Below are 20,681 nucleotides of genomic sequence, written 5' to 3'. Positions count from 1 at the left end.
TTGGTGGCAGCGTAACCAAGGCGGAAATCCACTTAAGGAACCCACGGAACCTGTTCAAACAAACCGAGCCACCTCTCAATTCGGTCAAACACATGATGCCCGAACTGGGGTGGACCAAGTCCAAAGTGAAGTGGGGAGGAGTGGACTATGCACGGGGAATATGGGTGCGTCCCGGCTTCGTCATTGATCGCGGCATGGTGATTGCACCAGATGGTTCCAAGGTGAAACTGACTGATAACCTTGCTAACCTAGATAGTGGCTTGATGGATTTCGAGGTGATCTTGTGATGGATGACACGTCGATCGAATTCACACTGACTGACGGTTCGTCAGACTATTGGTCGTTTATTATTGAGAACCACTTGCCTGAAGCGTTGGAAAGGGTCGCGGGGCTTTTGAAGGAAGCGGTAAGGGATCAAAACGGCTGCATCGTGACGCCGACGGTAACCCCGAGGAAGGTCCGGTTCAAGGGGCAACAGAAGGCGGCTTACAGGTTCGTTTTCTGTGTCACGGATCAGCTCGAGGCGACGACGGAAGATGTGGTGCGACACCGCTGCCATAATCGCCGTTGTATTAACCCGGACCACCTCGAGATTGGCTCTAAGGAGGACAATAAGCGAGATGACTGGGAGGTGTTGGCGAATGGGCTGGACTTCGGCTTGCTATGACCGTGAGCTAGCAGAAGACAAGTCAGTCTGCTGAAACCCGTTAAACCCGCTGGGGGCCTTCGCTGGCCCTCGGCACACTCGATTTACTGGGGCATTTTTAGGGGCATTATTGACCTCCCGGCTGACGGGGCTGGCTATGCTGCAAAGGTCTGGGGACCACTGGCTGGGGTGGTAGGATTCGAACCTACGGTACACGCTACCAAAAAGCGTTGCCTTACCACTTGGCTACACCCCAACAGTGTGGAGGCGTAATTACGACGAGTATGCGCGGTGTTCAAGCCCCCATCTAGGAAAAAGTGCATGTGGCCAGGCGGTTATTTTTCGCAAGGGGTCGGCGGGGTGGGCGACGGGAAACGCACGGGGCCATTCCACATAGGCGGTCCGGGGGATTGGCGCTTTCATCACTGGCCGAAATCCTGCCGAAAACACTGTTTCAAGGGCGCGTAGGCCGCCACCGCGTCAGATTTTCTGATCGTAGTCGCCGACCGAGGGCTCCGTGCGCAGAATCGCATCGAGGTCTTCGAAGATTGCGCGCATCTCGGCGTCGCTTTCGGGGCTTTCGCAGACCACCACCAGATTGGGCGTGTTCGAGGAGGCGCGGACAAGGCCCCATGCGCCGTTGTCCAGGATCACCCGCGCGCCGTTCACCGTAACGACCTGTTCCACCTTGCGGCCCGCAAGGGTGTCCAGCCTGACCAGTTGCGCAACCACGCGGTCCAGAACGCCGTATTTCAGCGTGTCGGGACAGTGGGGCGACATCGTCGGGGTTGCAAAGGTGACGGGCAGGGCCTTGCGCAGATCGGACATGGATTTGTCGGGATTGCGGTCCATCAGCTTGCACAGTTCGACCGCGACGCGCATGCCGCAATCATAGCCGCGGCCGATCGGTTCGGCGAGGAAGTAATGGCCCGATTTCTCGAAGCCGGCCAGCGCCCCGAGCTCCTTGACCCGCCGCTTCATATGGCTGTGGCCGGTTTTCCAGTAATCCGCCTTGATGCCATGCTTCTTCAGCTCGGGATCAGAGGCGAAAAGGCCGGTAGATTTCACATCGGCCACAAAGGTGGCGCCGGGGTACAGTCTGGCCAGATCGCGTGCCATGATGACGCCGACCTTATCTGCGAAAATCTCTATGCCCTCGTCGTCGACAACGCCGCAACGATCACCGTCACCATCAAACCCAAGTGCGATATCCGCGTCGGACTCAGTCACGGCACGGGACATGTCATGCAACATTTCCATCGCTTCGGGGTTCGGGTTGTAGTTGGGGAAGGTGTAGTCAAGGTTCGTGTGCAGCGGCACCACGTCTACGCCCATCCGCGCAAAAAGTTCGGGCGCAAAGGCAGATGCCGTTCCATTGCCCGCCGCACAGACAACCTTGAGCGGGCGCGACATTTTGAAGTCGCCGACCAGATCGTCCAGATAGGCCTCTTTTACGCCATTGACGAAGTCATAGCGCCCGCCGTCACGGCGAACGCCCCGACCGTTCAGCACGATGTCCCGCAGCTCTGCCATGTCATCGGTGCCATGGGTCAGCGGCCGTTCAAAGCCCATTTTGACACCTGTCCAGCCGTTCGGATTATGGCTGGCGGTGACCATCGCTACGGCTGCCGCATCCAGATGGAACTGTGCGAAATAGGCCATGGGCGACAAGGCGGGGCCGATGTCCTTGACGTGAATACCGGCCTGCATCAGGCCAAGCATCAGCGCGTTTTTGATGGACAGCGAATAATCACGGTAATCGTTTCCGACCGCGATCACCGGCGCAATCCCGCGCGCGAACATCTGTGTGCCAAGCCCGAGACCAAGCGCGGTCATGCCGGGCAGGTTGATTTCCTCTGGATACTTCCAGCGCGCATCATATTCGCGAAACCCTGTGGGGGCGATCATCGCGTCCCGCAGAAATGCCCAGGTGTTCGGCGTAACAACCGGTGAAGGTCTGTTCACTGATAAAATCCCGTTCTTGAAAGCTACAGTCGGATCGGGTCCTCTTTGGCCACGGCATCAAGCCGCATCAATGTCCGCAGCAGGGCAGGCATCGCGGTCAGCGGGATCATGTTCGGGCCATCCGAAGGCGCCGTTTCAGGTGCTTCGTGCGTTTCAATGAACACAGCGGCAATGCCAAGCGACACAGCCGCCCGCGCCATCACCGGCGCGAATTCGCGCTGGCCACCCGAGGATCCGCCCTGACCGCCGGGCTGTTGCACCGAATGGGTGGCGTCCATCACCACCGGATAGCCGGTTTTCATCATCGTCGGCAGACTGCGCATATCGGCGACAAGCGTGTTGTAGCCAAAGCTGGTGCCGCGTTCCGTCAACATGATGCGGGTGTTGCCGGTGCTTTCCACCTTGGACACGACGTTTGGCATATCCCAGGGGGCCAGAAACTGCCCCTTTTTCACGTTGATGACGGCACCGGTTTCGCCGGCTGCCAGCAAAAGATCGGTCTGACGGCACAGGAATGCCGGAATTTGCAGGATATCCACCGCCTGCGCCGCGATGGCGCATTGGTCGGCCGTGTGGATGTCGGTCAGAACCGGAACGCCCAGACTGGCCTTCACATCGGCCAGAACCTGAAGCCCCTTTTCCAGACCAAGACCGCGCATGCCCCCTAAAGAGGTTCTGTTGGCCTTGTCGTAGGATGCCTTGAACACGAACTGCGCACCAACGGCGGCGCAGGCGTCTTTCATGACGCGTGCGATCATCATGGCGTGGTCAAAGCTTTCAAGCTGGCAGGGCCCCGCGATGACGGTCAAAGGGTTGTCGTTCCCGACCTTCAGGTCGCCAATGTCTAGGGTTTTCATATTACGAAGATACCTGTTCACGAAGGATGGACGCGGTCAGCGAGAACATCAGATATATGCCACCGAAGATGACAAAGGCCAGAAGCGTATTCTCGAACGCACGCGGATAGGCGGCCTCGTCGGGCGCGGTCGGGTTCACACCCATGGACAAATAACGCACCTGACGGTTCGCCTCGATCCGCGCTGTTTCCAGCTGTTGCAGCGCCTGACTCAGCAAAAGCTGTTTGGTTTGCATGTTCGCCTCTGCCACCACCAGTTCGCCCGTTACCTTGGCCAGCGACGATGTCTTGTCGTCACCCTGGGTCAGTTCCGAGCGCATGCTTTTGATCAGGTCTTTGAACCGCTCGATCTCGCGCTCCGCGACGCCGACTTTGGTGGCATTGGGGCGCGGGTTCGCCTTCAGCTCCAACAAGGCCAGCTGGCGTGTTTTCAGCTCGACCTCGAAGGTGGAAATCTGCCCCATCAACGAACTGACTTCGGCTTCGGCGCTTAGAATGCCGCGCGCCTCTTGCAGTTTCAGCACATCTTGCTGGGCCTCGAGCATCTGGCGCTCTGCGGTGTCAAAACTGCCCCGCGCGCCCTGCATCTGGTCTTCGCGCAGGCGTTGGGTCAATTGATCGACCTGCTGTTCGGCATAAGAGATAAGCGATTCCGAAAAGGCCTTGCTGAGCACGGGATCGGCGGCGATCACCTCCATTTTGATGATGCCTTCGGTCGGATCATAGCCGATCTTGACGTGCCGTTTGTATAGACGGTATGCCGCCTCGTTCGTGGCGCCGGGATCAAGGCGCTGAATCGGGTCGATGCTCTGATCCTCGAAATGCTGTTTGAAACCCTTGTCCTCGTTCAGCCGCAGCATCGCGTCCCGCGATTGCAAATACCCCTGAACGGCGATGGAATCCTGCTGTGTCGCGAACTGCGTGCCAGAGAACATGCTGGACAGGCCGCCCGCGCTGGACTGGGCCTGAGCCTGCTGAATGACGAATTCGGATTTGCTGGCATACATCGGTGTCGCAAGCACATAGAAATAATACGCGGCAATCAGCGACGGCAGCACAACAAAGAATGACAGCCGTGTGACCAGCAATGCCAGTTTGCGGCGGCGGCGTTTGGCGATGTCGCGCTGGATTTTGACAATCTCGCGGGCGCGGGTGTCTTCGGAATACAGGTCGGCAGACGGCAGCGTCTGCTTTGCGGGAACCGTCTGGGGCAGTTGAACGGGGCGTTCCCCCGGAAGGTTATCGGGCGTGACAAGCTCCAGCATGGTCGAGCGTTGGAACGGGTCGATCCCTTCCGCCCGCAACAGCCGGATCGCATCAAAGTCGGAGGTGGGCGCAAGCCCGTGCTTCTGGGCTACGCGCCGTGCCATCCGCAGCTGGCGTCCTGTCAGACCTTCCTTGCGGATTTCGGCGACATCCTGTTCGCCCGCAACTTCCTTGCTGTCGCTGATATCGCCACTCATTGCTTTCGGTGTCATATCATTGGCGACCGCCTCGCGGCGCGGCATCGGGGCTGCGTCCGCCCCGGCCTCGCGCGCGGCACCGGTTGCAAGCGATCCGCTTCTGCGGATCCGGAATTTCTTAGCCTTAGGCAGTGTAGTCATAAAGCCTTTTCGCCTCTTCCAGAGTATCAAACATATAAAGCTGCCCGTCCCGCAACACGGCGGCAGAGCGGCAGAACTTTTCAAGCGTCTCTGGCTGATGCGAGACGATAATCACAGTCGTATTTTCAAACCGCTCCTTCAGGATGGAACCGGCTTTTCTGTTGAACTCGATATCCGTGCTGCTCGGCATGCCCTCGTCGATCAGGTATATATCGAAATCCAGCGCCAGCATCAGGGCAAAACAGAACCGCGACCGCATCCCCGAACTATAGGTGCCGACGGGCATGTCGAAATATTCCTCGATCCCGCACAGCCAGCGACAGAAGGCTTCGACGTAATCGGGGTCAAGCTGATAGAGCCGCGCGATGAAGCGGGCATTTTCCATGCCGGTATGCTTGTTCACGACGCCGCCCATGAACCCCAGCGGAAAGGATATGCGACACGACCGCCTGATCTCGCCCTCATCGGGCTTTTCCAGTCCGGCCATCATATTGATGATCGTGGTCTTGCCGGTGCCGTTGGGGGCAAGAATGCCCAGAGAATTGCCGCGTTCCACGCGAAACGACGCCCGGTCAAGAATAACCTTGCGCTGTTTCCCGGTCCAAAAGGACTTACTGACGTTCGCGAACTCCAACATTGGGATCTGTCCCGCTCATTCAATTGCCATGCTTGCTTGGCTCCGCAAGCTTACTGGTCATGCCCTAACAATAGTATACCGAACGGGCTGAACCTGTTGGTGACTATGTGCTCTGACCTGCCTTTTATGCAACCTGTATCCCTGCATTACGGCTGATTTTGGGCAAAATCACACGGTATATTTACAGATACAGGCGCTTTGCCGCCGCGCACAGCCGATCTGGCGCGTGACCCCTATCAAGGGCAGAATTAAGAAACTCTTGCCCGCGGATGTATACACCGCCACCATTCTTTTTTATAGAGTGCGTAACACTGGCGTAAAAACCGCCGTAAAGATCAGGTAGGGCGCTGCGGGATGGCGAACGGGACATAGGGTGAATCGGGTGCGAACGATCGGTACGGCATTTATACTCATGGCGCTCTGGCTTTTGATGTCCGGGTTGTATGAACCGCTGATAATCGGCTTCGGGGTTGCCTCGGTTCTGGTTGTTGTCCTTGTGGCGAAACGCATGGATGCCGTCGATGGGGATCACCTTGATATCCGGCTGAAGCCGATCAAGACCGCGCAGTATATCGTCTGGCTGCTGGTCGAAATCGCAAAGGCGAACTGGACTGTCACAAAGATCGTCCTGTCGCCCGGCATGGAAATGCGGCAGCATTTGTTTTCGGTCCGCTACACCCAGCGCAGCGATCTGGGGCAGGTTATCTTTGCCAATTCCATCACCTTGACCCCCGGCACAATTTCCGTCGAGGTCGAACCGGGCCATTTTCTGGTGCACGCCCTAGCCTATTCGGCGCATGACCATATCGCGCTGGCGGATATGGATCGCAGGGTCACCGCGATCGAAGCCATGGGGGCTGCATGATGTTTGCTGTTGCGGCGATTGCCGTTTTCATTGCGATGGTTCTTGTCCTGATCCGCCTGATTTCTGGGCCGACGCTTTATGACCGTGTGCTTGCCGTGAACTCTTTTGGGACACATACGGTGCTGTTCATCGGCATTCTCGGGTTCTTGAACGGGCGGCCCGATTTCCTTGATATCGCGCTGCTTTACGCGCTGATCAATTTCGTGGGCACGATCGCGATCCTCAAATACTTCCGCTACCGTTCCATTGGTGGCGTGGTACCCGTGCCGTCCGACCCGAAAGAAGAGGCATAAGTATGGCCGACATCATTGTCCTTGTCCTGAGCTGGGCCCTTATCCTTACGGGATCGTTCTTTGTCATCGTGGGGGCCGTTGGCACGTTGCGTTTTCCCGACTTCTGGGCGCGGCTTCACGCGGCATCCATCACCGATTCCGCAGGGGCGATCTTGTTGCTGGGCGGTATGGCGCTTCAGGCGGGGCCAACGCTTGTGGCGGTCAAGCTGGTCATCATCGGTGTGTTCCTGTTCGTCACCGGCCCGACATCCACGCATGCGGTCGCGAATGCGGCACTCATCTCGGGTTTGCGCCCGAAAGAAGCACAGGGCCTGACGGGCACGGAACCAAAGAAACAGTCCTGATCCGGCACGGATCGCGGGAAATAATCAAAGCGGCAGGTGAGCTATCGAAACCTTCATCAATATCGTTCTTTTCACCATGCTTGTGGTGACCGCAGTGTCAGCGGTGCGCGTGCGCAGCTTGTTCGCGATCGTGATGCTGTCGGGTGTGTTCAGCCTTTTGTCCGCGTTGCTTCTGGTCACGCTGGATGCTGTCGATGTGGCCTTTACCGAGGCCGCTGTCGGCGCGGGCATTTCCACCGTCCTGATGCTGGGAACGCTTGCCCTGACCGCGCGCGAGGAAGAGCCGGGCAAACATTCGCCATTGGTCCCCTTGTTCGTGGTGCTCGTCACCGGTGCCGCGTTGATGTATGGCACGCTGGATATGCCGAATTTCGGGGATCCCGCCGCGCCTGCCCAACTCCATGTCGCCCCCGAATATCTGGCGCGCACCCCACACGAAATCGGCGTTCCGAACGTCGTGACCGCCATTCTGGCCAGTTATCGCGGCTATGATACGCTTGGGGAAACAGCCGTTGTGTTTACAGCCGGTATCGGGGTGCTGCTGTTGATCAGCGGATTGCGTCGCCGCCGCGAGGACGACGACGAAGATCGCGATGAAGGGGGGCAGGCCTGATGCATCATCACCTCATCCTGCGCGTCACAACAAAGCTTCTGGTCGGAACGATCATTCTATTCGCGTTCTACGTGCAGTTTCACGGCGACTATTCCCCCGGTGGCGGGTTCCAGGCCGGTGTGATCATGGCCGTGGCCTTTATCATCTACGGGATCGTGTTCAGCCTTGCGAAAGTCCAGCAGGTCTTCCCGCCGTGGCTGGTGCACAAGTTGCTGGCGCTGGGGGTGCTGATCTATGCGGGCACCGGCATTGTCAGCCTGTTTACCGGCTACCACTTTCTTGATTACAGCGCGCTTAGCCCGCTTCATCCGGTGCATGGTCAGCACTACGGCATCCTGCTGGTCGAGGCGGGCGTGGGCATCACGGTGACCGGTGTGATGGTCGCGATCTATTACGCATTCGCGGCCCGCGCGCCGATCAAAGACGAGGATTGGTGATGGCCGAAGAATTCACCTGGGCGTTTATCGTCGGGCATCTGAACTACTGGCTGTTCATCGTGCTGATGATGACGGGGCTATATATTGTCGTGGCCAAGGGCAATCTTGTGAAAAAGATTGTCGGGCTGAACATCTTTCAAACCGCTGTTTTCATGCTCTATATCTCGATGGGCAAGGTTCAGGGCGGCACCGCGCCGATCTTTCCCGTGGATATGAACATCGACCCCACTGTGGTCTATTCCAACCCCCTGCCGCATGTGCTGATCCTGACGGCCATCGTTGTCGGCGTCGCAACCACCTCGCTGGGGCTGGCGCTGATTGTGCGAATCCGCGAGGAATACGGCACCATCGAGGAAGACCGCATCTTGACGATTGAACAGGAACTTGCTGCGGTCGAAAACCGGACACACGGCGAAGCGATGGGTGGACGGGCCTGATGCAATCCGAAGCCATCGAACACGCGGCGCTGACGCTGACCGACCACCTGCCTGTGTTGCAGGTTCTGGTGCCCTTTGTCGCCGCACCCCTGATTGTTCTGATCGGCAGCCGCAGGCTGGCCTGGCCGATCGCCTTTGCCACCAGTGCGATCGCATTCGCCATCTCCGTTATGCTGCTGACGCAGGTCATCGGCGGCGGCATCATATCCTACCATATCGGGGGCTGGGCGCCGCCGCTTGGCATCGAATACCGTGTTGATGCGGCGAACGCCTTTGTGCTGCTGCTGGTGTCGGGGATCGGCACCATTGTGCTGCTTTATGCGCGCGACAGCCTGAAATCAGAGGTGCCCGTGCGGCACCATACCCTGTTCTACGCGGTGATCATGCTGTGCCTGACCGGCCTTCTGGGGGTTGCGATCACCGGTGACGCGTTCAACGTTTTCGTCTTTCTCGAAATCTCGTCGCTGGCCACTTATGTGCTGATCGCGCAGGGGGCGTACCGGGACAAACGGGCGCTGACGGCAGCCTATGACTATCTGATCATGGGCACCATCGGTGCCACGTTCTTTGTGATCGGTCTGGGGCTGCTGTATATGGCGACCGGTACGCTAAACATGGCCGATCTGGCAGAGCGTATTGCCGATCAGGGGTCCAGCAGGACAGTGCGCGCGGCCTTTGCCTTTATCGTTGTGGGCGTCGGGCTGAAAGTCGCGATCTATCCGCTGCACCTGTGGCTGCCCAACGCCTATACCTACGCGCCCTCGTCGGTTACGGCCTTTCTGGCGGCAACGGCCACCAAGGTCGCGATCTATGTGCTGCTGCGCTTCATGTTCTCGATATTCCAGCCCACGTTCCTGTTCGCGCAGAACACGCTGGAATTCATCATCCTGCCCTTCGCGGTCCTCGCGATGTTCGCGGCCTCGTTCATCGCGGTGTTCCAGACCGATTTCAAACGGATGCTGGCCTATTCCAGCATCGCGCAGATCGGCTACATGCTGCTGGGCATTTCGCTTCTTACGGAAACCGGCCTGACGGCGGCCATCGTTCACCTGTTCAACCACGGCATCACAAAGGCCACATTGTTCATGGGGGTGGGGGCCTATGTGTTGCGGTCGGGCGGGTCGTTCTATGACGATATCCGGGGCTTGGGGAAAACCATGCCATGGACAAGTGCCGCAATGGTTATCGCGGGGCTCAGCCTGATCGGGGTGCCCGGAACGGCGGGTTTCATTTCAAAATGGACGCTGGTTCAGGCCGCGCTTGAAAAGGGCTGGTGGCCCGTGGCGTTGTTGGTCGTGGCATCCTCGCTTCTGGCGGTCATCTACGTCTGGCGGGTCATCGAGACCCTTTATCTGGAAAAACCTGCCAAAGGCACGACCGCAACAGAGGCGCCGCTGTCGATGCTTGTGCCGATGTGGATCATGGCGCTGGCCTGCATCTATTTCGGTCTCGACACCAATATCACGCTCAGCGCGTCCCTGACGGCGGCCCAAGGGCTGTTGGCGGGGACGGCTGGCATGCAGTAGGGCGACGGAAACGTGGATACAAATACAGCCATCTTGCTGACCATGGTGATCCCGGCCTGCGCCGTGGTGACCAACCTTGTGTTTCGCAATGCGCCGAACCTGCGTGACGGTCTGACGCTTGCCGCCGCGGTCGCGACCTTCCTGATGGTTCTGACCATCCTGACGAATGTCGGCAACGGCACCACCGAACCGCTGGTGCTGGGCACGGTGATGCCCGGCCTTGATCTGGCCTTCAACGTCGAACCGCTGGGCCTGTTGTTTGCCATCGTCGCCTCCGGCCTTTGGATCGTCACGCATCTTTATGGCATCGGCTACATGCGCGGCAACAACGAGGACCACCACGCAAGGTTCTTCGCCTGTTTCTCGTTCGCGATCTTCTCTGTCATGGGGATTGCGTTCTCGGCCAATATGTTCACGCTGTTCCTGTTCTACGAGGCGCTGACCCTGTCCACCTATCCGCTGGTCGCCCACAAAGGCACACCAGAAGCGATCCGCGGCGCGCGCACCTATCTTGGTATCCTGCTTGGCACCTCGATCGGCCTGCAAATGTTCGCGATCATCTGGACCTTTTCGGTGGCGGGCACGCTGGACTTTACCAAAGGCGGCATCCTGGAAGGGCATATCGCCGGGCCGATGGTTGCGGTATTGCTGGCGTTTTATGCCTTCGGGATCGGCAAGGCGGCGCTTATGCCGTTCCACCGCTGGCTGCCTGCTGCCATGGTCGCCCCCACGCCGGTCAGTGCCTTGCTGCACGCGGTTGCCGTGGTGAAGGCGGGCGTTTTCACCATGCTGAAGGTGGGCATCTATATCTTCGGTATCGACTTTCTGGCGGAAACGGGTGCGTCGGTCTGGCTGATGTGGCTGGCCGCGTTCTCGATCATCGCGGCTTCGGTCGTGGCGCTGACCAAGGACAACCTGAAGGCGCGGCTGGCCTATTCGACGATCAGCCAGCTGTCCTACATCACCCTCGGCATGGCGCTTGCCACCTCGATGGGGGCCATCGGCGGCGGAATGCATATCGCCATGCACGCGATGGGCAAGATCACCTTGTTCATGTGCGCGGGCTCTATCTATGTCGCGACGCATAAAACCAACATCAGCCAGATGACCGGGCTTGGCCGAGCCATGCCGATCACCTACGCGGCGTTTCTGATCGGCGCGCTGTCGATCATCGGGCTGCCACCGCTGGGCGGATCATGGAGCAAGTGGCTGTTGATCGTCGGCGCCGCCGACACCGGCCAATGGGTCATGATCGCGGTCCTGATGGGTAGCTCTTTGTTGAACGTGGCTTATCTGTTGCCGATCATCGGTAAAGGGTTCTTCCTGCGGGCACCCGGCGCGCCGGACAAGGTCGCGTTCGCGGAATCGCCCTGGCTCGTATGGCTGCCGCCGGCGTTGACCGCATTCGGCTGCCTGATCCTGTTTTTCATCGCCGGCGACTTGCAAAGCTTTCTCGCGCCCATCGTGGCCACGGAATAGGGGGACATAATGGCGCGTAACACCAAGACATCGACGGGCACAAAGCCGAAGCGCAAGGAAGATACCAGTGGCTTTCCCGCTCTGGGCCGCGCTTTGCTGTGGGTGGATGAAAAGAAGAACGTCCAGCGCATTTGCTATGCGCTTTATTTCCTGTGTGCTTGCCTGTTCCTTGCCGATTTCATCTATGACAAGCATACCTACGTGGCAATCGAGCGTGTTCCCGGCTTTTATGCGCTCTACGGTTTCTTCATGTGCGCCGCCCTTGTGATTTGCGCCAAGGCTCTGCGTGTGCTTCTGAAGCGGCCCGAGGATTTCTACGCCCCCCACGACATAGAGTCCGAGGACTATCCCGAGGACCAGTTAGAGAGGATTAGTCACAATGATTGACGGCTTTCCTGTCGCTTTTCTGTTCTTTGCGGGGGCCGCGCTATTGCTGGCCCTGCCCAAGGGACCGGCCCGCGCGGCGCTGCTGTTGCTGGTTCCGGTGCTTTCAGGGCTGATGGTCTGGTCCCTGCCCGAGGGGCACCTGTGGACTGTCCGCTTGATGGGGCTGGACCTGGATTTCTTGCGCGTGGATCCATTGGCGCGCATTTTCGCGCTGATCTTCTCGATCGCGGCGTTCCTCGGGAATCTTTATGCTTGGCATGTGCGAGACACGGTCCAGCAGGTGGCTGCACTGCTTTATGCCGGTTCCGCGATTGGCGCGGTTTTCGCGGGCGATCTGGTCACGTTGTTTCTCTTCTGGGAAGGAACGGCGATTACGTCGGTGTTTCTGATCTGGGCGCGGCGGACCGAGGGGGCCTACCACACTGGCATGCGCTATCTGTTGATCCAGATCGGGTCCGGCGTGTTATTATTGGCGGGGGCGGCGCTGTTCTATCGTGAAACAGGTTCGCTTGCTTTTGAAAAGATGACGCTGGGCAGCCTCGGCACCTGGCTGATCTTTCTGGCCTTCGGAATCAAATGCGCCTTCCCGATGCTGCACAACTGGTTGCAGGACAGTTATCCCGCAGCCACCATAACCGGCACGGTGATCTTGTCGGCCTTCACCACAAAGCTTGCCGTCTATGCGCTGGCGCGAGGCTTTCCGGGCACCGAAATCCTGATCTACATTGGCGCGGTCATGACGTTATTCCCGATCTTCTTCGCTGTGATCGAGAACGACCTGCGCAGGGTGCTTGCCTATAGTCTGAACAACCAGCTTGGATTCATGGTTGTGGGCATTGGCATCGGCACAGAGATGGCCCTGAACGGAACCGCAGCCCACGCCTTTGCCCATATCCTGTACAAGGCGCTCCTGTTCATGTCGGTGGGCGCGGTGATGTTCCGCACCGGCACCGCCAAGGGCTCGGAACTGGGCGGGCTTTACAAGACCATGCCACTGACGATGATCTTCTGCGTCGTCGGAGCGGCTTCGATCTCGGCCTTTCCGCTGTTCTCGGGATTTGTCACCAAGTCGCTGATTTTGTCGGCCTCGGTTGATGAAAAGCACTATTATGTCTGGGCGATCCTGCTGTTCGCCTCGGCCGGTGTGTTCCACCATTCGGGCATCAAGATTCCCTATTTCGCCTTTTTCGCCCACGACAGCGGGTTGCGCCCGAAAGAGGCGCCGACACATATGCTGCTGGCGATGGGCCTGACGGCGTTCCTGTGCATCGCCATCGGCGTCTATCCGGCGCCGTTGTATGCGTTGCTTCCGTTCAAGGTGGACTATGTTCCCTATACGACGACCCACGTAATCACGCAGCTGCAGCTTCTGTTCTTCTCGGCTCTGGCGTTCACGATCCTGATGCTGACCCGGATCTATCCGCCCGAACTGCGCTCGGTGAACCTCGATACGGACTGGACCTACCGCCGCCTGTTCCCGCAGATTATCGGGTTCGTCGCCTCTGTCGTGTCATCCCTTTGGGCGACGCAAAGCGCGTTCTGGACGCGGGGTGTCAATGGGATGATCGAACGGCTTTACCGCTCTCATGGGCCAGAAGGGCAGATCGCCAAGGTTTGGCCGACAGGGGCAATGGTCATCTGGATCGCGATCCTTCTGGGTGTTACGCTGGTCATCAACTTCAGCAGCTAGGCCTGCGCACGTCGGGGGCGGGGGTGTTGTGGAAAGCGTGGTCGTATGACATTCCCACTGTCGCGCCTTGGTGCTGACATCGCGCGGTGCAGCCTATGCGCCGACCGGTTTGCGCGGACCCCCACAGGGCACCGGCCCCGTCCGGTGTTCTGGGTCGGGCAAGGGGCCAGAATACTGATCGCAGGGCAGGCGCCGGGCATGCGGGTACACCGCTCCGGTATTCCCTTTGACGATCCCTCTGGCGACCGCCTGCGCAACTGGACGGGGTTGGACAGGCCCGCATTCTATGACCGCAGCCGCATTGCCATCCTTCCCATGGGGTTCTGCTTTCCGGGGTATGACGCCAAGGGGGCCGACCTTCCGCCGCCCCGGATCTGCGCCGACACATGGCGCGCGCCGGTCTTGCAGGCGCTTGGCCCGATGCCCTTGACCCTGCTGGTTGGCGGCTATGCCCAAGGCTGGCATCTGGGCCGAATGGCGGTAACGCAGCGTGTTGCGGCATGGCAGGACCATGCGCCGCACGTCTTTCCCTTGCCCCATCCGTCTTGGCGGAATACGGGCTGGATAAAGAGAAACCCGTGGTTCGAGGCAGACCTGTTGCCCGCCCTGAAACGCCGTGTGCGCGAGGTATTGCAAGATGACTGAGATCACCCCACTCGACAAAGCCCACACCGCGATGGAACAGTCACCCGACGATGACGCCCTGCGATTGAAGTTCTATGAACGTCTTGCCGACAGCGAACTTTTCGTGCTGCTGGACAACGACCCCGAGGGCGAAGACATCACGCCGTCGGTCTTTCCCGTCGAAGGCGGCACATTCGTTCTGGTGTTCGACCGCGAGGACCGCCTGTCGGCCTTCGTTGGCGACGTGGCCCCCTATGCAGCCTTGCCCGGTCGTGTTGTCGCACAGATGCTGGCGGGCGAGGGGATCGGGTTGGGCGTGAACCTTGGTGTGGCGCCGTCCAGCATCCTGATCCCCGAAGAGGCGGTGCTCTGGCTGGCAGAGACGCTGGGCAATCGCCCCTCCGAGATCGAGGAGCGCCCGCTGGAAGTCACCGCCCCCGCAGGCCTGCCCGAAACGCTGATCTCGGCGCTGGATACGAAGCTGGCGCTGGCGGCCGGTCTGGCGCAACTGGCCTTTCTGGTCGGGGTCACATACGAGGGGAACCGCCGCAGCCACCTGCTGGCCTTTGTGAACACGGTCGAGGGCGCGAATGCCGCACTGGCACAGGCTGCGGGCGAGGCGCTGACCTTCAGCGGGATAGAGGCCGGGCAGATGGACGTCGCGTTCTTTGCCGCCTCTGATCCGATCTGCGCGAAACTGGCGCTGGTCGGTCTGCGCTTTGATCTGCCAAAGGTCTCGGCAGCACAGCGCGTCAGCCCCGCAGCCCCCGGAATGGACCCGCAGAAACCGCCGGTTCTGCGCTAGTAGCCCAGATCGCGGTTCACAAGATGCATGAAGGGCGCGCCGGCCTCGCCCCGCCGGATGTTTTCCGCAATCACCCGTGACGCGCTTTCGGGCCGCGTTTCGGATGCGATATGCGGGGTGACCGTCACGCGCGGGTGGGTCCAGAACGGGTGATCCACCGGAAGCGGCTCTACCCGGAACACATCCAGTGTGGCATGGCCGATCCGGCCACTGTCCAGCGCGTCCAACAGCGCCGCGTCATCGATCAAAGGCCCGCGACCGGGGTTGATGATGACAGCCCCCTCGGGTAGCAGCGCCAGACGCTTTGCATCCAGCAGATCACGGGTGTCCCCGGTCAGTGGCAACAACAGGATCAGGATTTCAGAACGGCCTAGAACAGTCCGAAGGCCGGCATCGCCATGGTAGCATTTAACGCCGTTCAACTGCTTTTCCGACCTGCTCCAACCGGCCACGTCGAATTTCAGCTCTCGCAGGGCATAGGCGCATTCGCGGCCTAACTCTCCCAACCCCAGAATGCCGACTTTGCGGTCGCGCGCCAAAGGCGGAACATGGGCGCGCCATTGCCCGTCCTGCCCGTGGATATGCAGGTCAATTCCCAGATGGTGGCGCAATGTGTGCCCGACCACCCATTCAACCATGCCTTCGGTCAATCCGTCGTCCACCATCCGCGCCAGCGGGATATGCAAGGTCGTGTTGCCGACCACATCCTCGACCCCGGCCCAAAGGTTCAGAACCGCCTTGGCGCGGGTAAAGGGGGTGAAATCGGTGACCGACCCGTTCGGCGCATAGACAAGGTAATCGACCTCGGCGGGGTCGAAATCCGGCCGCAGATCCACGTCCAGACCGACCTCGTCGAAGGCCCGTTTCAGGGCGGGGCCGTAGGTGCTCCATCTTTCAGGTTTGGCGGCGAAAAGGACATTGATCGGCATTTGTTACCTCGGTCTGTGGACATGGGCGCTTTGGGTGAGGCCGAAGGCCACCAACAGCACAAGCATCGCCGATCCGCCATAGGACACCATAGGCAGCGGCACGCCGACGACGGGTGCAAGCCCCATCACCATGGACATATTCACCGCAAAGAACAGGAAAAAGGTCGCCGCAACGCCAAGGGTCAACAAGGACGCAAACCTGTCCTTGTTGTTCATCGCAGAGACGATGCAGAAAAAGATGATCAGCGCGTAAAGCACCAGCAAGGAAAACGCCCCGACAAAGCCGAATTCCTCGGCCAGGGTGGTAAAGATAAAGTCGGTGTGCTTTTCCGGCAAAAAGTTCAGGCGGCTTTGGGTGCCCTGCATGTAGCCGCGACCGGTCCAGCCCCCCGATCCCAGCGCGATATTGGCCTGCGTGATATGATAGCCGGCCCCCAACGGATCGGTCGAGGGGTCAAGGAAGGTGTCGATCCGCTTGTATTGATAGTCTTTCAGGAATTGCCAGGGCGTGCCCCGCGACTCGAACACCCCGAAGACAAGCGCCACCGCCATCGCGATAACTGCCGCAAAATACATCCAGTGGACACCGGCCAGGAACATGATGATCCCGCCGCCCGCCACCAAAAGGATCGCCGTGCCCAGATCGGGCTGCGTCAACACCAGAAACGTCGGCAAAAGGATCAGGATCAGCGGAATGATCACCCAGACCGGACGCGAGGTCTTTTTGATGTCCAGCCAGTCGTAATAAGCCGCAAGGATCATCACCAGCGTGATCTTGGTCAGTTCCGAGGGCTGCAAGCGAATAAAGCCAAGGTCGATCCAACGCTGCGCGCCCATGCCCACATCACCAAAGAATTCGACCACCAGAAGCAAGAGTATGGACAGACCATACGCGAGGCCCGCCATGTTCCGCCAGAACCAGATCGGCACCATGGCGACCCCGAACATCAGCACCATGCCGACAACAAACCGCTTCATCTGCGGTTCGGCCCATGGCGTCAAAGACCCGCCCGCCACGGAATAAAGCATCAGAAATCCGACGCATGCGACAGCCGTCAACAAAAGAACCACAGGCCAGTTCAGAAAGAACAGCTTGCGAAAGCCTGCCGGAACGGTCTTCAGATTATGTTCAAGATAGCTCACGCGCGGCTCCGCCCGTCCTTGGTCGCCGATGTCGCATCGGGATCGCGCAGTTGCAGACCGCGCTGCATCTCGTCGATTTTCTTGCGCTGATTCTCGGGATAGGCCGACAGCGACGGCAGGCCGCCGTTCATCGCCTGCAACAGGATGTCGCGCGCGATGGGGGCCGCTGCGGCCGAACCGCCGCCGCCATGTTCGACCAGCATGGCAATCGCGTATTTCGGGGCAGCGACGGGGCCAAACCCGACAAACAGCGCGTGGTCCCGCCGTTCCCACGGCAGGTCGTCGTTCTTGAACACACCGCGGGCACGCTCTGCCATGGTGATGTTGCGGACCTGGCTTGTGCCGGTCTTTCCGGCCATCAGCATCGTGTCGTCGATGATGCGAGAGCCATAGGCGGTGCCGCGACGGTTGTTCATCACCGTCGACATGGCCCGCTGGACATGGCGAAGGTTGACGGGATCAATCCCCAGATCCTGACCGCCTGACAACGGCACATCCAGACTGTCGACCGATTTTATCAGGCGCGGCTCTACCGCGCGACCGCTGGCAATGCGCGCCGTCATGACCGCCAGATGCAGCGGCGAGGCCAGAACAAAGCCCTGCCCGATCCCGGCGTTCAGCGTATCGCCGACCACCCAATCCGTGCCCTTGTTGCGCTGTTTCCACGCCTTGTCGGGCGATACACCCTCGGCGAGCGCGGACATCGGAAGATCATGCCGCACCCCGATGCCCAGCTTCTTGGACATCTCGCTGATCCTGTCGATCCCGACACGTTGGGCGATATCGTAATAATAAACGTCGCAGGACTGCGCGATGCTGGTGGGCAGATCGACCCAGCCGTGACCGGCGCGCTTCCAGCAGTGGAACCGCCGACCGGCGACATCGACATGGCCGGGGCAATAGACGGTTTCCTCTGGCTTGATCACGCCCGCTTCCAGCGCCGCAAGGGCTGTGACCATCTTGTAGGTCGAACCGGGGGGGTAAAGACCCTGAACCGCCTTGTTCGCCAGCGGGCGATAGATGTTGTCGGTCAGTTCGCGGTAGTCTTTGACGCTGATCCCACGCACGAATTTGTTGGGGTCAAAGGCCGGTGTCGACCCGATGGCCAGAACGTCGCCGGTCTCGGTGTCCATCACCACCGTGCCGGCGCTTTCGGCACCCAGACGGGCCTGCACAAAGTTTTGTAGATTGGCGTCGATGGTCAGTTGCAGGTTGGCGCCCTGCTGGCCCTCTTGCCGGTCCAGTTCGCGCATGACACGGCCAACGGCATTCACCTCGATCCGCTTGGTGCCCGCCTTGCCGCGCATATCGTGTTCCATCTTGGCTTCGACACCGGTTTTGCCGATCTGGAACTTGGGGATCTGAAGCAACGGATCGCGATCGTCCAGACGTTCCAGATCATAGTCGCTGACTGGCCCGACGTATCCGATGATATGGGCGAAATCGGCCCCCATGGGGTAATGCCGTGACAGGCCGACCTCTGGCGTGATGCCGGGCAGGGCGGGGGTGTTGACGGCAACCTCTGCCATGTCCTCCCAGGTCAGCCGATCCGCGATTGTCACAGGCACAAACGGGCTGCGGCGGTTCATTTCCTTCAGCGCGCGCTCCAGCTCTTCGGGGGGCAGGGGCACAAGGCGGGAAAGCTTCTGGATCACCTCGTCAACATCACCCGCATCCTCGCGGACAATGACGATACGGTAATTCTGCTCGTTCTCGGCAATGGGAATGCCGTTGCGATCAAAGATCAGGCCGCGCGCGGGGGGCAGCAGCCGGATGTTGATCCTGTTCTCGTCGGCCAGCATGCGGAACTGATCCGCCTGATCTACCTGCATATATCGCATGCGAAGGCCCAGAATGCCGATGAAACCCGCCTGCGCCGCGCCCAGCACCAGCGCACGCCGACTGATGGTGCGCGCACTGGATTCGGTGTCTTTCGGCGAACGCTTCATAGCCTGTGCCCCAATGAATCAACCTCGCCGGGCGCGATCTTGCGAAGCCCAAGCCCGTAACGCGATATAATCACGATCACCGGATAGGCCAGAAGCGTGGTCAGGAATTGTAACAGGACCAGACCAAGGGCAGGTTGCTCGACCATGACGATCAGCAAAAACAGCCGGTTGGCAAGGGTTACGGCAATCAGGACACCGCCGACCATCGCCCACTCCAGCAGGAACGTCAGTTCCCGCGACGTGGATTCGCGCGCGCGCAGAAATTCCGACCCCATGACAACAAGCCCCGCCAAAAGGCCGGGCGGGCGCATGAACAACAGGTCGGTCACAAGAAACACCGCCGCGATCAACAGAACCGGAACATAGTTCGGGCGCCGCAAGACCCAGGCGTAGGTCAGGCAGATCAATATATCGGGTCCGGGCAGCTGGCCCGCCGAAAGATCAAGCGGCAATAGCAGCACGAAAATGATCAAAAGGCTGGCCGCGACAAACAGGCCCCGAAAGATCCAGCGGCGCGTTGTTATCGGGTCAACCATCAGTGCTGCCCCCCGCAAGCGGCACGTCTGTCGTATCCGAAAGGGGCTGGCTTTCCACCGGCGGCGCGACAAGAGAGCCGGGATCGGCGATCACCTCGGGGCGGTGGCTTCGCAGGACGCGCAGAAAATCCAACCGCTCGTAGTCGGCGGCAAGCCGGACACGCAACCGCCGGTCCGGCCCCTGCGCCACTTGCCCCACCAGCAAACCGGCTGGAAACACGCCGCCGTCACCAGAGGATATCACCCGGTCGCCCGGCCGCACCTGTTCAGGGCTTTCCAGAAACTCGATCGGGGGGGTGGCGGTGTTGTCGCCGGACAACAGCGCCTTTTGCCCCGATGGCTGGATCGTCACGGGAATGCGGCTGTTGGAATCGGTTAACAGGATCACACGCGCGGTGTTTTGGCCGACACCGGAAATCCGCCCGACCAGACCGATCCCGTCCATGGTCGCCCAGCCGTCGGTGATCCCGTCGCGGTCGCCCACATTCAGCAGCACCGATTGCCGGAACGGCGATCCGCTGTCGGCCAGCACAACGCCGGTCACGAATGTCAAAGCCGGGTCAAGCCGGACCTTGTTCAGGTCCAGCAGCTTTGCGTTCTTCTGCTCAAGTTGCAGCGCCGCCTCTTTCCAGGCCTTCATCTGCTGCAACTCGCGGCGCAACTCCTGGTTTTGCTCGTAGATGCGGACGTAGGACTGGAATTGCCCGACCATTTCCGCGCCCTTTGTCACAGGCGCCAGCGCCCATTCAAAATTGGGCACGACACGGTCAACAAGGGCCGCGCGGAACCGCTCGACCCTCGGGTTGTCGATCCGCCAGATCAGGAAGACGGCAAATAGCACAAAGACCAGAAGCCCGACCAGAATGCGTCTGATCGGGCGAACGTAGTCGTCGCTGTTGCCTCGGTCTTTTGCCAC

General features: G+C 59.8%; 23 protein-coding genes and 1 tRNA gene. 14 read left to right on the top strand and 10 right to left on the bottom strand.

Going from position 1 to position 20,681, the window contains the following annotated elements:
* Both ACEN2R_RS15820 and ACEN2R_RS15815 read left to right on the top strand, forming a co-directional pair.
* A partial coding sequence (locus ACEN2R_RS15820; protein WP_442043642.1) for a hypothetical protein occupies positions 1-287 on the top strand: 287 nt, incomplete at its 5' end.
* Positions 287-667 carry an HNH endonuclease gene (locus ACEN2R_RS15815; RefSeq protein ID WP_442043641.1) on the top strand — a complete coding sequence of 127 codons (381 nt, stop codon included), beginning with the start codon at positions 287-289 and terminating at the stop codon, positions 665-667. The genes ACEN2R_RS15820 and ACEN2R_RS15815, both read left to right, overlap by 1 nt.
* Before the next feature lie 160 nt (positions 668-827).
* On the opposite strand, the gene ACEN2R_RS15810 is transcribed toward ACEN2R_RS15815, so the two are convergent.
* From ACEN2R_RS15810 to ACEN2R_RS15790, 5 genes are all read right to left on the bottom strand, one after another.
* A tRNA-Gln gene (locus ACEN2R_RS15810) sits at positions 828-902 on the bottom strand.
* Between the two features lie 224 nt (positions 903-1,126).
* On the bottom strand, positions 1,127-2,554 hold the full coding sequence (locus tag ACEN2R_RS15805) for a phosphomannomutase/phosphoglucomutase (protein WP_442043646.1): 1,428 nt from the start codon (positions 2,552-2,554) through the stop codon (positions 1,127-1,129).
* Between the two features lie 80 nt (positions 2,555-2,634).
* Positions 2,635-3,468, bottom strand: coding sequence for a 3-deoxy-8-phosphooctulonate synthase (gene kdsA, locus ACEN2R_RS15800; RefSeq protein ID WP_442043640.1), 834 nt, complete (start codon positions 3,466-3,468; stop codon positions 2,635-2,637).
* A 1-nt stretch (position 3,469) separates the two neighbouring features.
* A complete protein-coding gene (locus ACEN2R_RS15795) occupies positions 3,470-5,071 on the bottom strand; it encodes a capsule biosynthesis protein (protein ID WP_442043639.1) in 1,602 nt (533 codons plus the stop codon).
* On the bottom strand, positions 5,055-5,708 hold the full coding sequence (locus tag ACEN2R_RS15790) for an ABC transporter ATP-binding protein (RefSeq protein ID WP_442043638.1): 654 nt from the start codon (positions 5,706-5,708) through the stop codon (positions 5,055-5,057). Before ACEN2R_RS15790 ends, ACEN2R_RS15795 begins: the two co-directional genes overlap by 17 nt.
* A 412-nt stretch (positions 5,709-6,120) precedes the next feature.
* On the opposite strand from ACEN2R_RS15790, the gene ACEN2R_RS15785 reads away from it, so the two are divergent.
* From ACEN2R_RS15785 to ACEN2R_RS15730, 12 genes are read left to right on the top strand one after another with little or no spacing between them, the layout of a single operon-like run.
* On the top strand, positions 6,121-6,573 hold the full coding sequence (locus ACEN2R_RS15785) for a Na+/H+ antiporter subunit E (protein WP_442043637.1): 453 nt from the start codon (positions 6,121-6,123) through the stop codon (positions 6,571-6,573).
* Positions 6,570-6,866, top strand: a complete 297-nt coding sequence (locus ACEN2R_RS15780; RefSeq protein ID WP_442043636.1) for a monovalent cation/H+ antiporter complex subunit F — start codon at positions 6,570-6,572, stop codon at positions 6,864-6,866. The genes ACEN2R_RS15785 and ACEN2R_RS15780 overlap by 4 nt, the downstream gene beginning before the upstream one ends.
* Positions 6,867-6,868: 2 nt before the next feature.
* Positions 6,869-7,210 carry a monovalent cation/H(+) antiporter subunit G gene (gene mnhG / locus ACEN2R_RS15775; RefSeq protein ID WP_442043635.1) on the top strand — a complete coding sequence of 114 codons (342 nt, stop codon included), beginning with the start codon at positions 6,869-6,871 and terminating at the stop codon, positions 7,208-7,210.
* Positions 7,211-7,253: 43 nt separating this feature from the next.
* Entirely contained in the window at positions 7,254-7,823 is a 570-nt protein-coding gene (locus tag ACEN2R_RS15770; protein ID WP_442043645.1) for a DUF4040 domain-containing protein, read from the top strand.
* Positions 7,823-8,260 carry a Na(+)/H(+) antiporter subunit B gene (locus ACEN2R_RS15765; protein ID WP_442043634.1) on the top strand — a complete coding sequence of 146 codons (438 nt, stop codon included), beginning with the start codon at positions 7,823-7,825 and terminating at the stop codon, positions 8,258-8,260. The genes ACEN2R_RS15770 and ACEN2R_RS15765 overlap by 1 nt, the downstream gene beginning before the upstream one ends.
* Complete coding sequence (locus tag ACEN2R_RS15760) at positions 8,260-8,697, top strand: cation:proton antiporter subunit C (RefSeq protein WP_442043633.1); 438 nt, start codon at positions 8,260-8,262, stop codon at positions 8,695-8,697. The genes ACEN2R_RS15765 and ACEN2R_RS15760 overlap by 1 nt, the downstream gene beginning before the upstream one ends.
* On the top strand, positions 8,697-10,223 hold the full coding sequence (locus ACEN2R_RS15755) for a monovalent cation/H+ antiporter subunit D family protein (protein ID WP_442043632.1): 1,527 nt from the start codon (positions 8,697-8,699) through the stop codon (positions 10,221-10,223). The genes ACEN2R_RS15760 and ACEN2R_RS15755 overlap by 1 nt, the downstream gene beginning before the upstream one ends.
* Before the next feature lie 12 nt (positions 10,224-10,235).
* The gene (locus ACEN2R_RS15750; RefSeq protein WP_442043631.1) at positions 10,236-11,702 is read left to right on the top strand and encodes a proton-conducting transporter transmembrane domain-containing protein; all 1,467 of its coding nucleotides are present in this window, start codon (positions 10,236-10,238) and stop codon (positions 11,700-11,702) included.
* Positions 11,703-11,711: 9 nt separating this feature from the next.
* A complete protein-coding gene (locus tag ACEN2R_RS15745) occupies positions 11,712-12,089 on the top strand; it encodes a hypothetical protein (protein WP_442043630.1) in 378 nt (125 codons plus the stop codon).
* The gene (locus ACEN2R_RS15740) at positions 12,082-13,779 is read left to right on the top strand and encodes a Na(+)/H(+) antiporter subunit D (protein ID WP_442043629.1); all 1,698 of its coding nucleotides are present in this window, start codon (positions 12,082-12,084) and stop codon (positions 13,777-13,779) included. The genes ACEN2R_RS15745 and ACEN2R_RS15740 overlap by 8 nt, the downstream gene beginning before the upstream one ends.
* A gap of 45 nt (positions 13,780-13,824) precedes the next feature.
* Positions 13,825-14,424, top strand: a complete 600-nt coding sequence (locus ACEN2R_RS15735; RefSeq protein ID WP_442043628.1) for a uracil-DNA glycosylase family protein — start codon at positions 13,825-13,827, stop codon at positions 14,422-14,424.
* Positions 14,417-15,208 carry an SseB family protein gene (locus tag ACEN2R_RS15730; protein ID WP_442043627.1) on the top strand — a complete coding sequence of 264 codons (792 nt, stop codon included), beginning with the start codon at positions 14,417-14,419 and terminating at the stop codon, positions 15,206-15,208. Before ACEN2R_RS15735 ends, ACEN2R_RS15730 begins: the two co-directional genes overlap by 8 nt.
* Here the strand turns inward: ACEN2R_RS15730 and ACEN2R_RS15725 are convergent.
* From ACEN2R_RS15725 to mreC, 5 genes are read right to left on the bottom strand one after another with little or no spacing between them, the layout of a single operon-like run.
* Positions 15,205-16,137, bottom strand: a complete 933-nt coding sequence (locus tag ACEN2R_RS15725; protein ID WP_442043626.1) for a 2-hydroxyacid dehydrogenase — start codon at positions 16,135-16,137, stop codon at positions 15,205-15,207. The two genes, ACEN2R_RS15730 and ACEN2R_RS15725, sit on opposite strands and share 4 nt — an antisense overlap.
* Before the next feature lie 3 nt (positions 16,138-16,140).
* On the bottom strand, positions 16,141-17,280 hold the full coding sequence (gene rodA, locus ACEN2R_RS15720) for a rod shape-determining protein RodA (protein WP_442043625.1): 1,140 nt from the start codon (positions 17,278-17,280) through the stop codon (positions 16,141-16,143).
* Positions 17,277-19,229 carry a penicillin-binding protein 2 gene (gene mrdA, locus ACEN2R_RS15715; RefSeq protein WP_442043624.1) on the bottom strand — a complete coding sequence of 651 codons (1,953 nt, stop codon included), beginning with the start codon at positions 19,227-19,229 and terminating at the stop codon, positions 17,277-17,279. The genes rodA and mrdA overlap by 4 nt, the downstream gene beginning before the upstream one ends.
* The gene (locus ACEN2R_RS15710) at positions 19,226-19,765 is read right to left on the bottom strand and encodes a rod shape-determining protein MreD (RefSeq protein WP_442043623.1); all 540 of its coding nucleotides are present in this window, start codon (positions 19,763-19,765) and stop codon (positions 19,226-19,228) included. The genes mrdA and ACEN2R_RS15710 overlap by 4 nt, the downstream gene beginning before the upstream one ends.
* The gene (gene mreC, locus ACEN2R_RS15705) at positions 19,758-20,681 is read right to left on the bottom strand and encodes a rod shape-determining protein MreC (protein WP_442043622.1); all 924 of its coding nucleotides are present in this window, start codon (positions 20,679-20,681) and stop codon (positions 19,758-19,760) included. The genes ACEN2R_RS15710 and mreC overlap by 8 nt, the downstream gene beginning before the upstream one ends.

Origin of the sequence: Pseudogemmobacter sp. W21_MBD1_M6 (assembly GCF_052119585.1) — a bacterium.
Taxonomy (GTDB): domain Bacteria; phylum Pseudomonadota; class Alphaproteobacteria; order Rhodobacterales; family Rhodobacteraceae; genus JBGQOJ01.
This window is presented reverse-complemented; position numbering and strand designations above follow the sequence as displayed.

Excerpts from the sequence above, each read along its gene's own strand:
- ACEN2R_RS15815 (WP_442043641.1), top strand. The coding sequence starts at position 287 with ATGGATGACACGTCGATCGAATTCACACTGACTGACGGTTCGTCAGAC.
- ACEN2R_RS15805 (WP_442043646.1), bottom strand. The coding sequence starts at position 2,554 with ATGATCGCCCCCACAGGGTTTCGCGAATATGATGCGCGCTGGAAGTAT.
- kdsA (WP_442043640.1), bottom strand. The coding sequence starts at position 3,468 with ATGAAAACCCTAGACATTGGCGACCTGAAGGTCGGGAACGACAACCCT.
- ACEN2R_RS15795 (WP_442043639.1), bottom strand. The coding sequence starts at position 5,071 with ATGACTACACTGCCTAAGGCTAAGAAATTCCGGATCCGCAGAAGCGGA.
- ACEN2R_RS15790 (WP_442043638.1), bottom strand. The coding sequence starts at position 5,708 with ATGTTGGAGTTCGCGAACGTCAGTAAGTCCTTTTGGACCGGGAAACAG.
- ACEN2R_RS15785 (WP_442043637.1), top strand. The coding sequence starts at position 6,121 with ATGGCGCTCTGGCTTTTGATGTCCGGGTTGTATGAACCGCTGATAATC.
- ACEN2R_RS15780 (WP_442043636.1), top strand. The coding sequence starts at position 6,570 with ATGATGTTTGCTGTTGCGGCGATTGCCGTTTTCATTGCGATGGTTCTT.
- mnhG (WP_442043635.1), top strand. The coding sequence starts at position 6,869 with ATGGCCGACATCATTGTCCTTGTCCTGAGCTGGGCCCTTATCCTTACG.
- ACEN2R_RS15765 (WP_442043634.1), top strand. The coding sequence starts at position 7,823 with ATGCATCATCACCTCATCCTGCGCGTCACAACAAAGCTTCTGGTCGGA.
- ACEN2R_RS15760 (WP_442043633.1), top strand. The coding sequence starts at position 8,260 with ATGGCCGAAGAATTCACCTGGGCGTTTATCGTCGGGCATCTGAACTAC.
- ACEN2R_RS15755 (WP_442043632.1), top strand. The coding sequence starts at position 8,697 with ATGCAATCCGAAGCCATCGAACACGCGGCGCTGACGCTGACCGACCAC.
- ACEN2R_RS15745 (WP_442043630.1), top strand. The coding sequence starts at position 11,712 with ATGGCGCGTAACACCAAGACATCGACGGGCACAAAGCCGAAGCGCAAG.
- ACEN2R_RS15740 (WP_442043629.1), top strand. The coding sequence starts at position 12,082 with ATGATTGACGGCTTTCCTGTCGCTTTTCTGTTCTTTGCGGGGGCCGCG.
- ACEN2R_RS15735 (WP_442043628.1), top strand. The coding sequence starts at position 13,825 with ATGACATTCCCACTGTCGCGCCTTGGTGCTGACATCGCGCGGTGCAGC.
- ACEN2R_RS15730 (WP_442043627.1), top strand. The coding sequence starts at position 14,417 with ATGACTGAGATCACCCCACTCGACAAAGCCCACACCGCGATGGAACAG.
- ACEN2R_RS15725 (WP_442043626.1), bottom strand. The coding sequence starts at position 16,137 with ATGCCGATCAATGTCCTTTTCGCCGCCAAACCTGAAAGATGGAGCACC.
- mrdA (WP_442043624.1), bottom strand. The coding sequence starts at position 19,229 with ATGAAGCGTTCGCCGAAAGACACCGAATCCAGTGCGCGCACCATCAGT.
- ACEN2R_RS15710 (WP_442043623.1), bottom strand. The coding sequence starts at position 19,765 with ATGGTTGACCCGATAACAACGCGCCGCTGGATCTTTCGGGGCCTGTTT.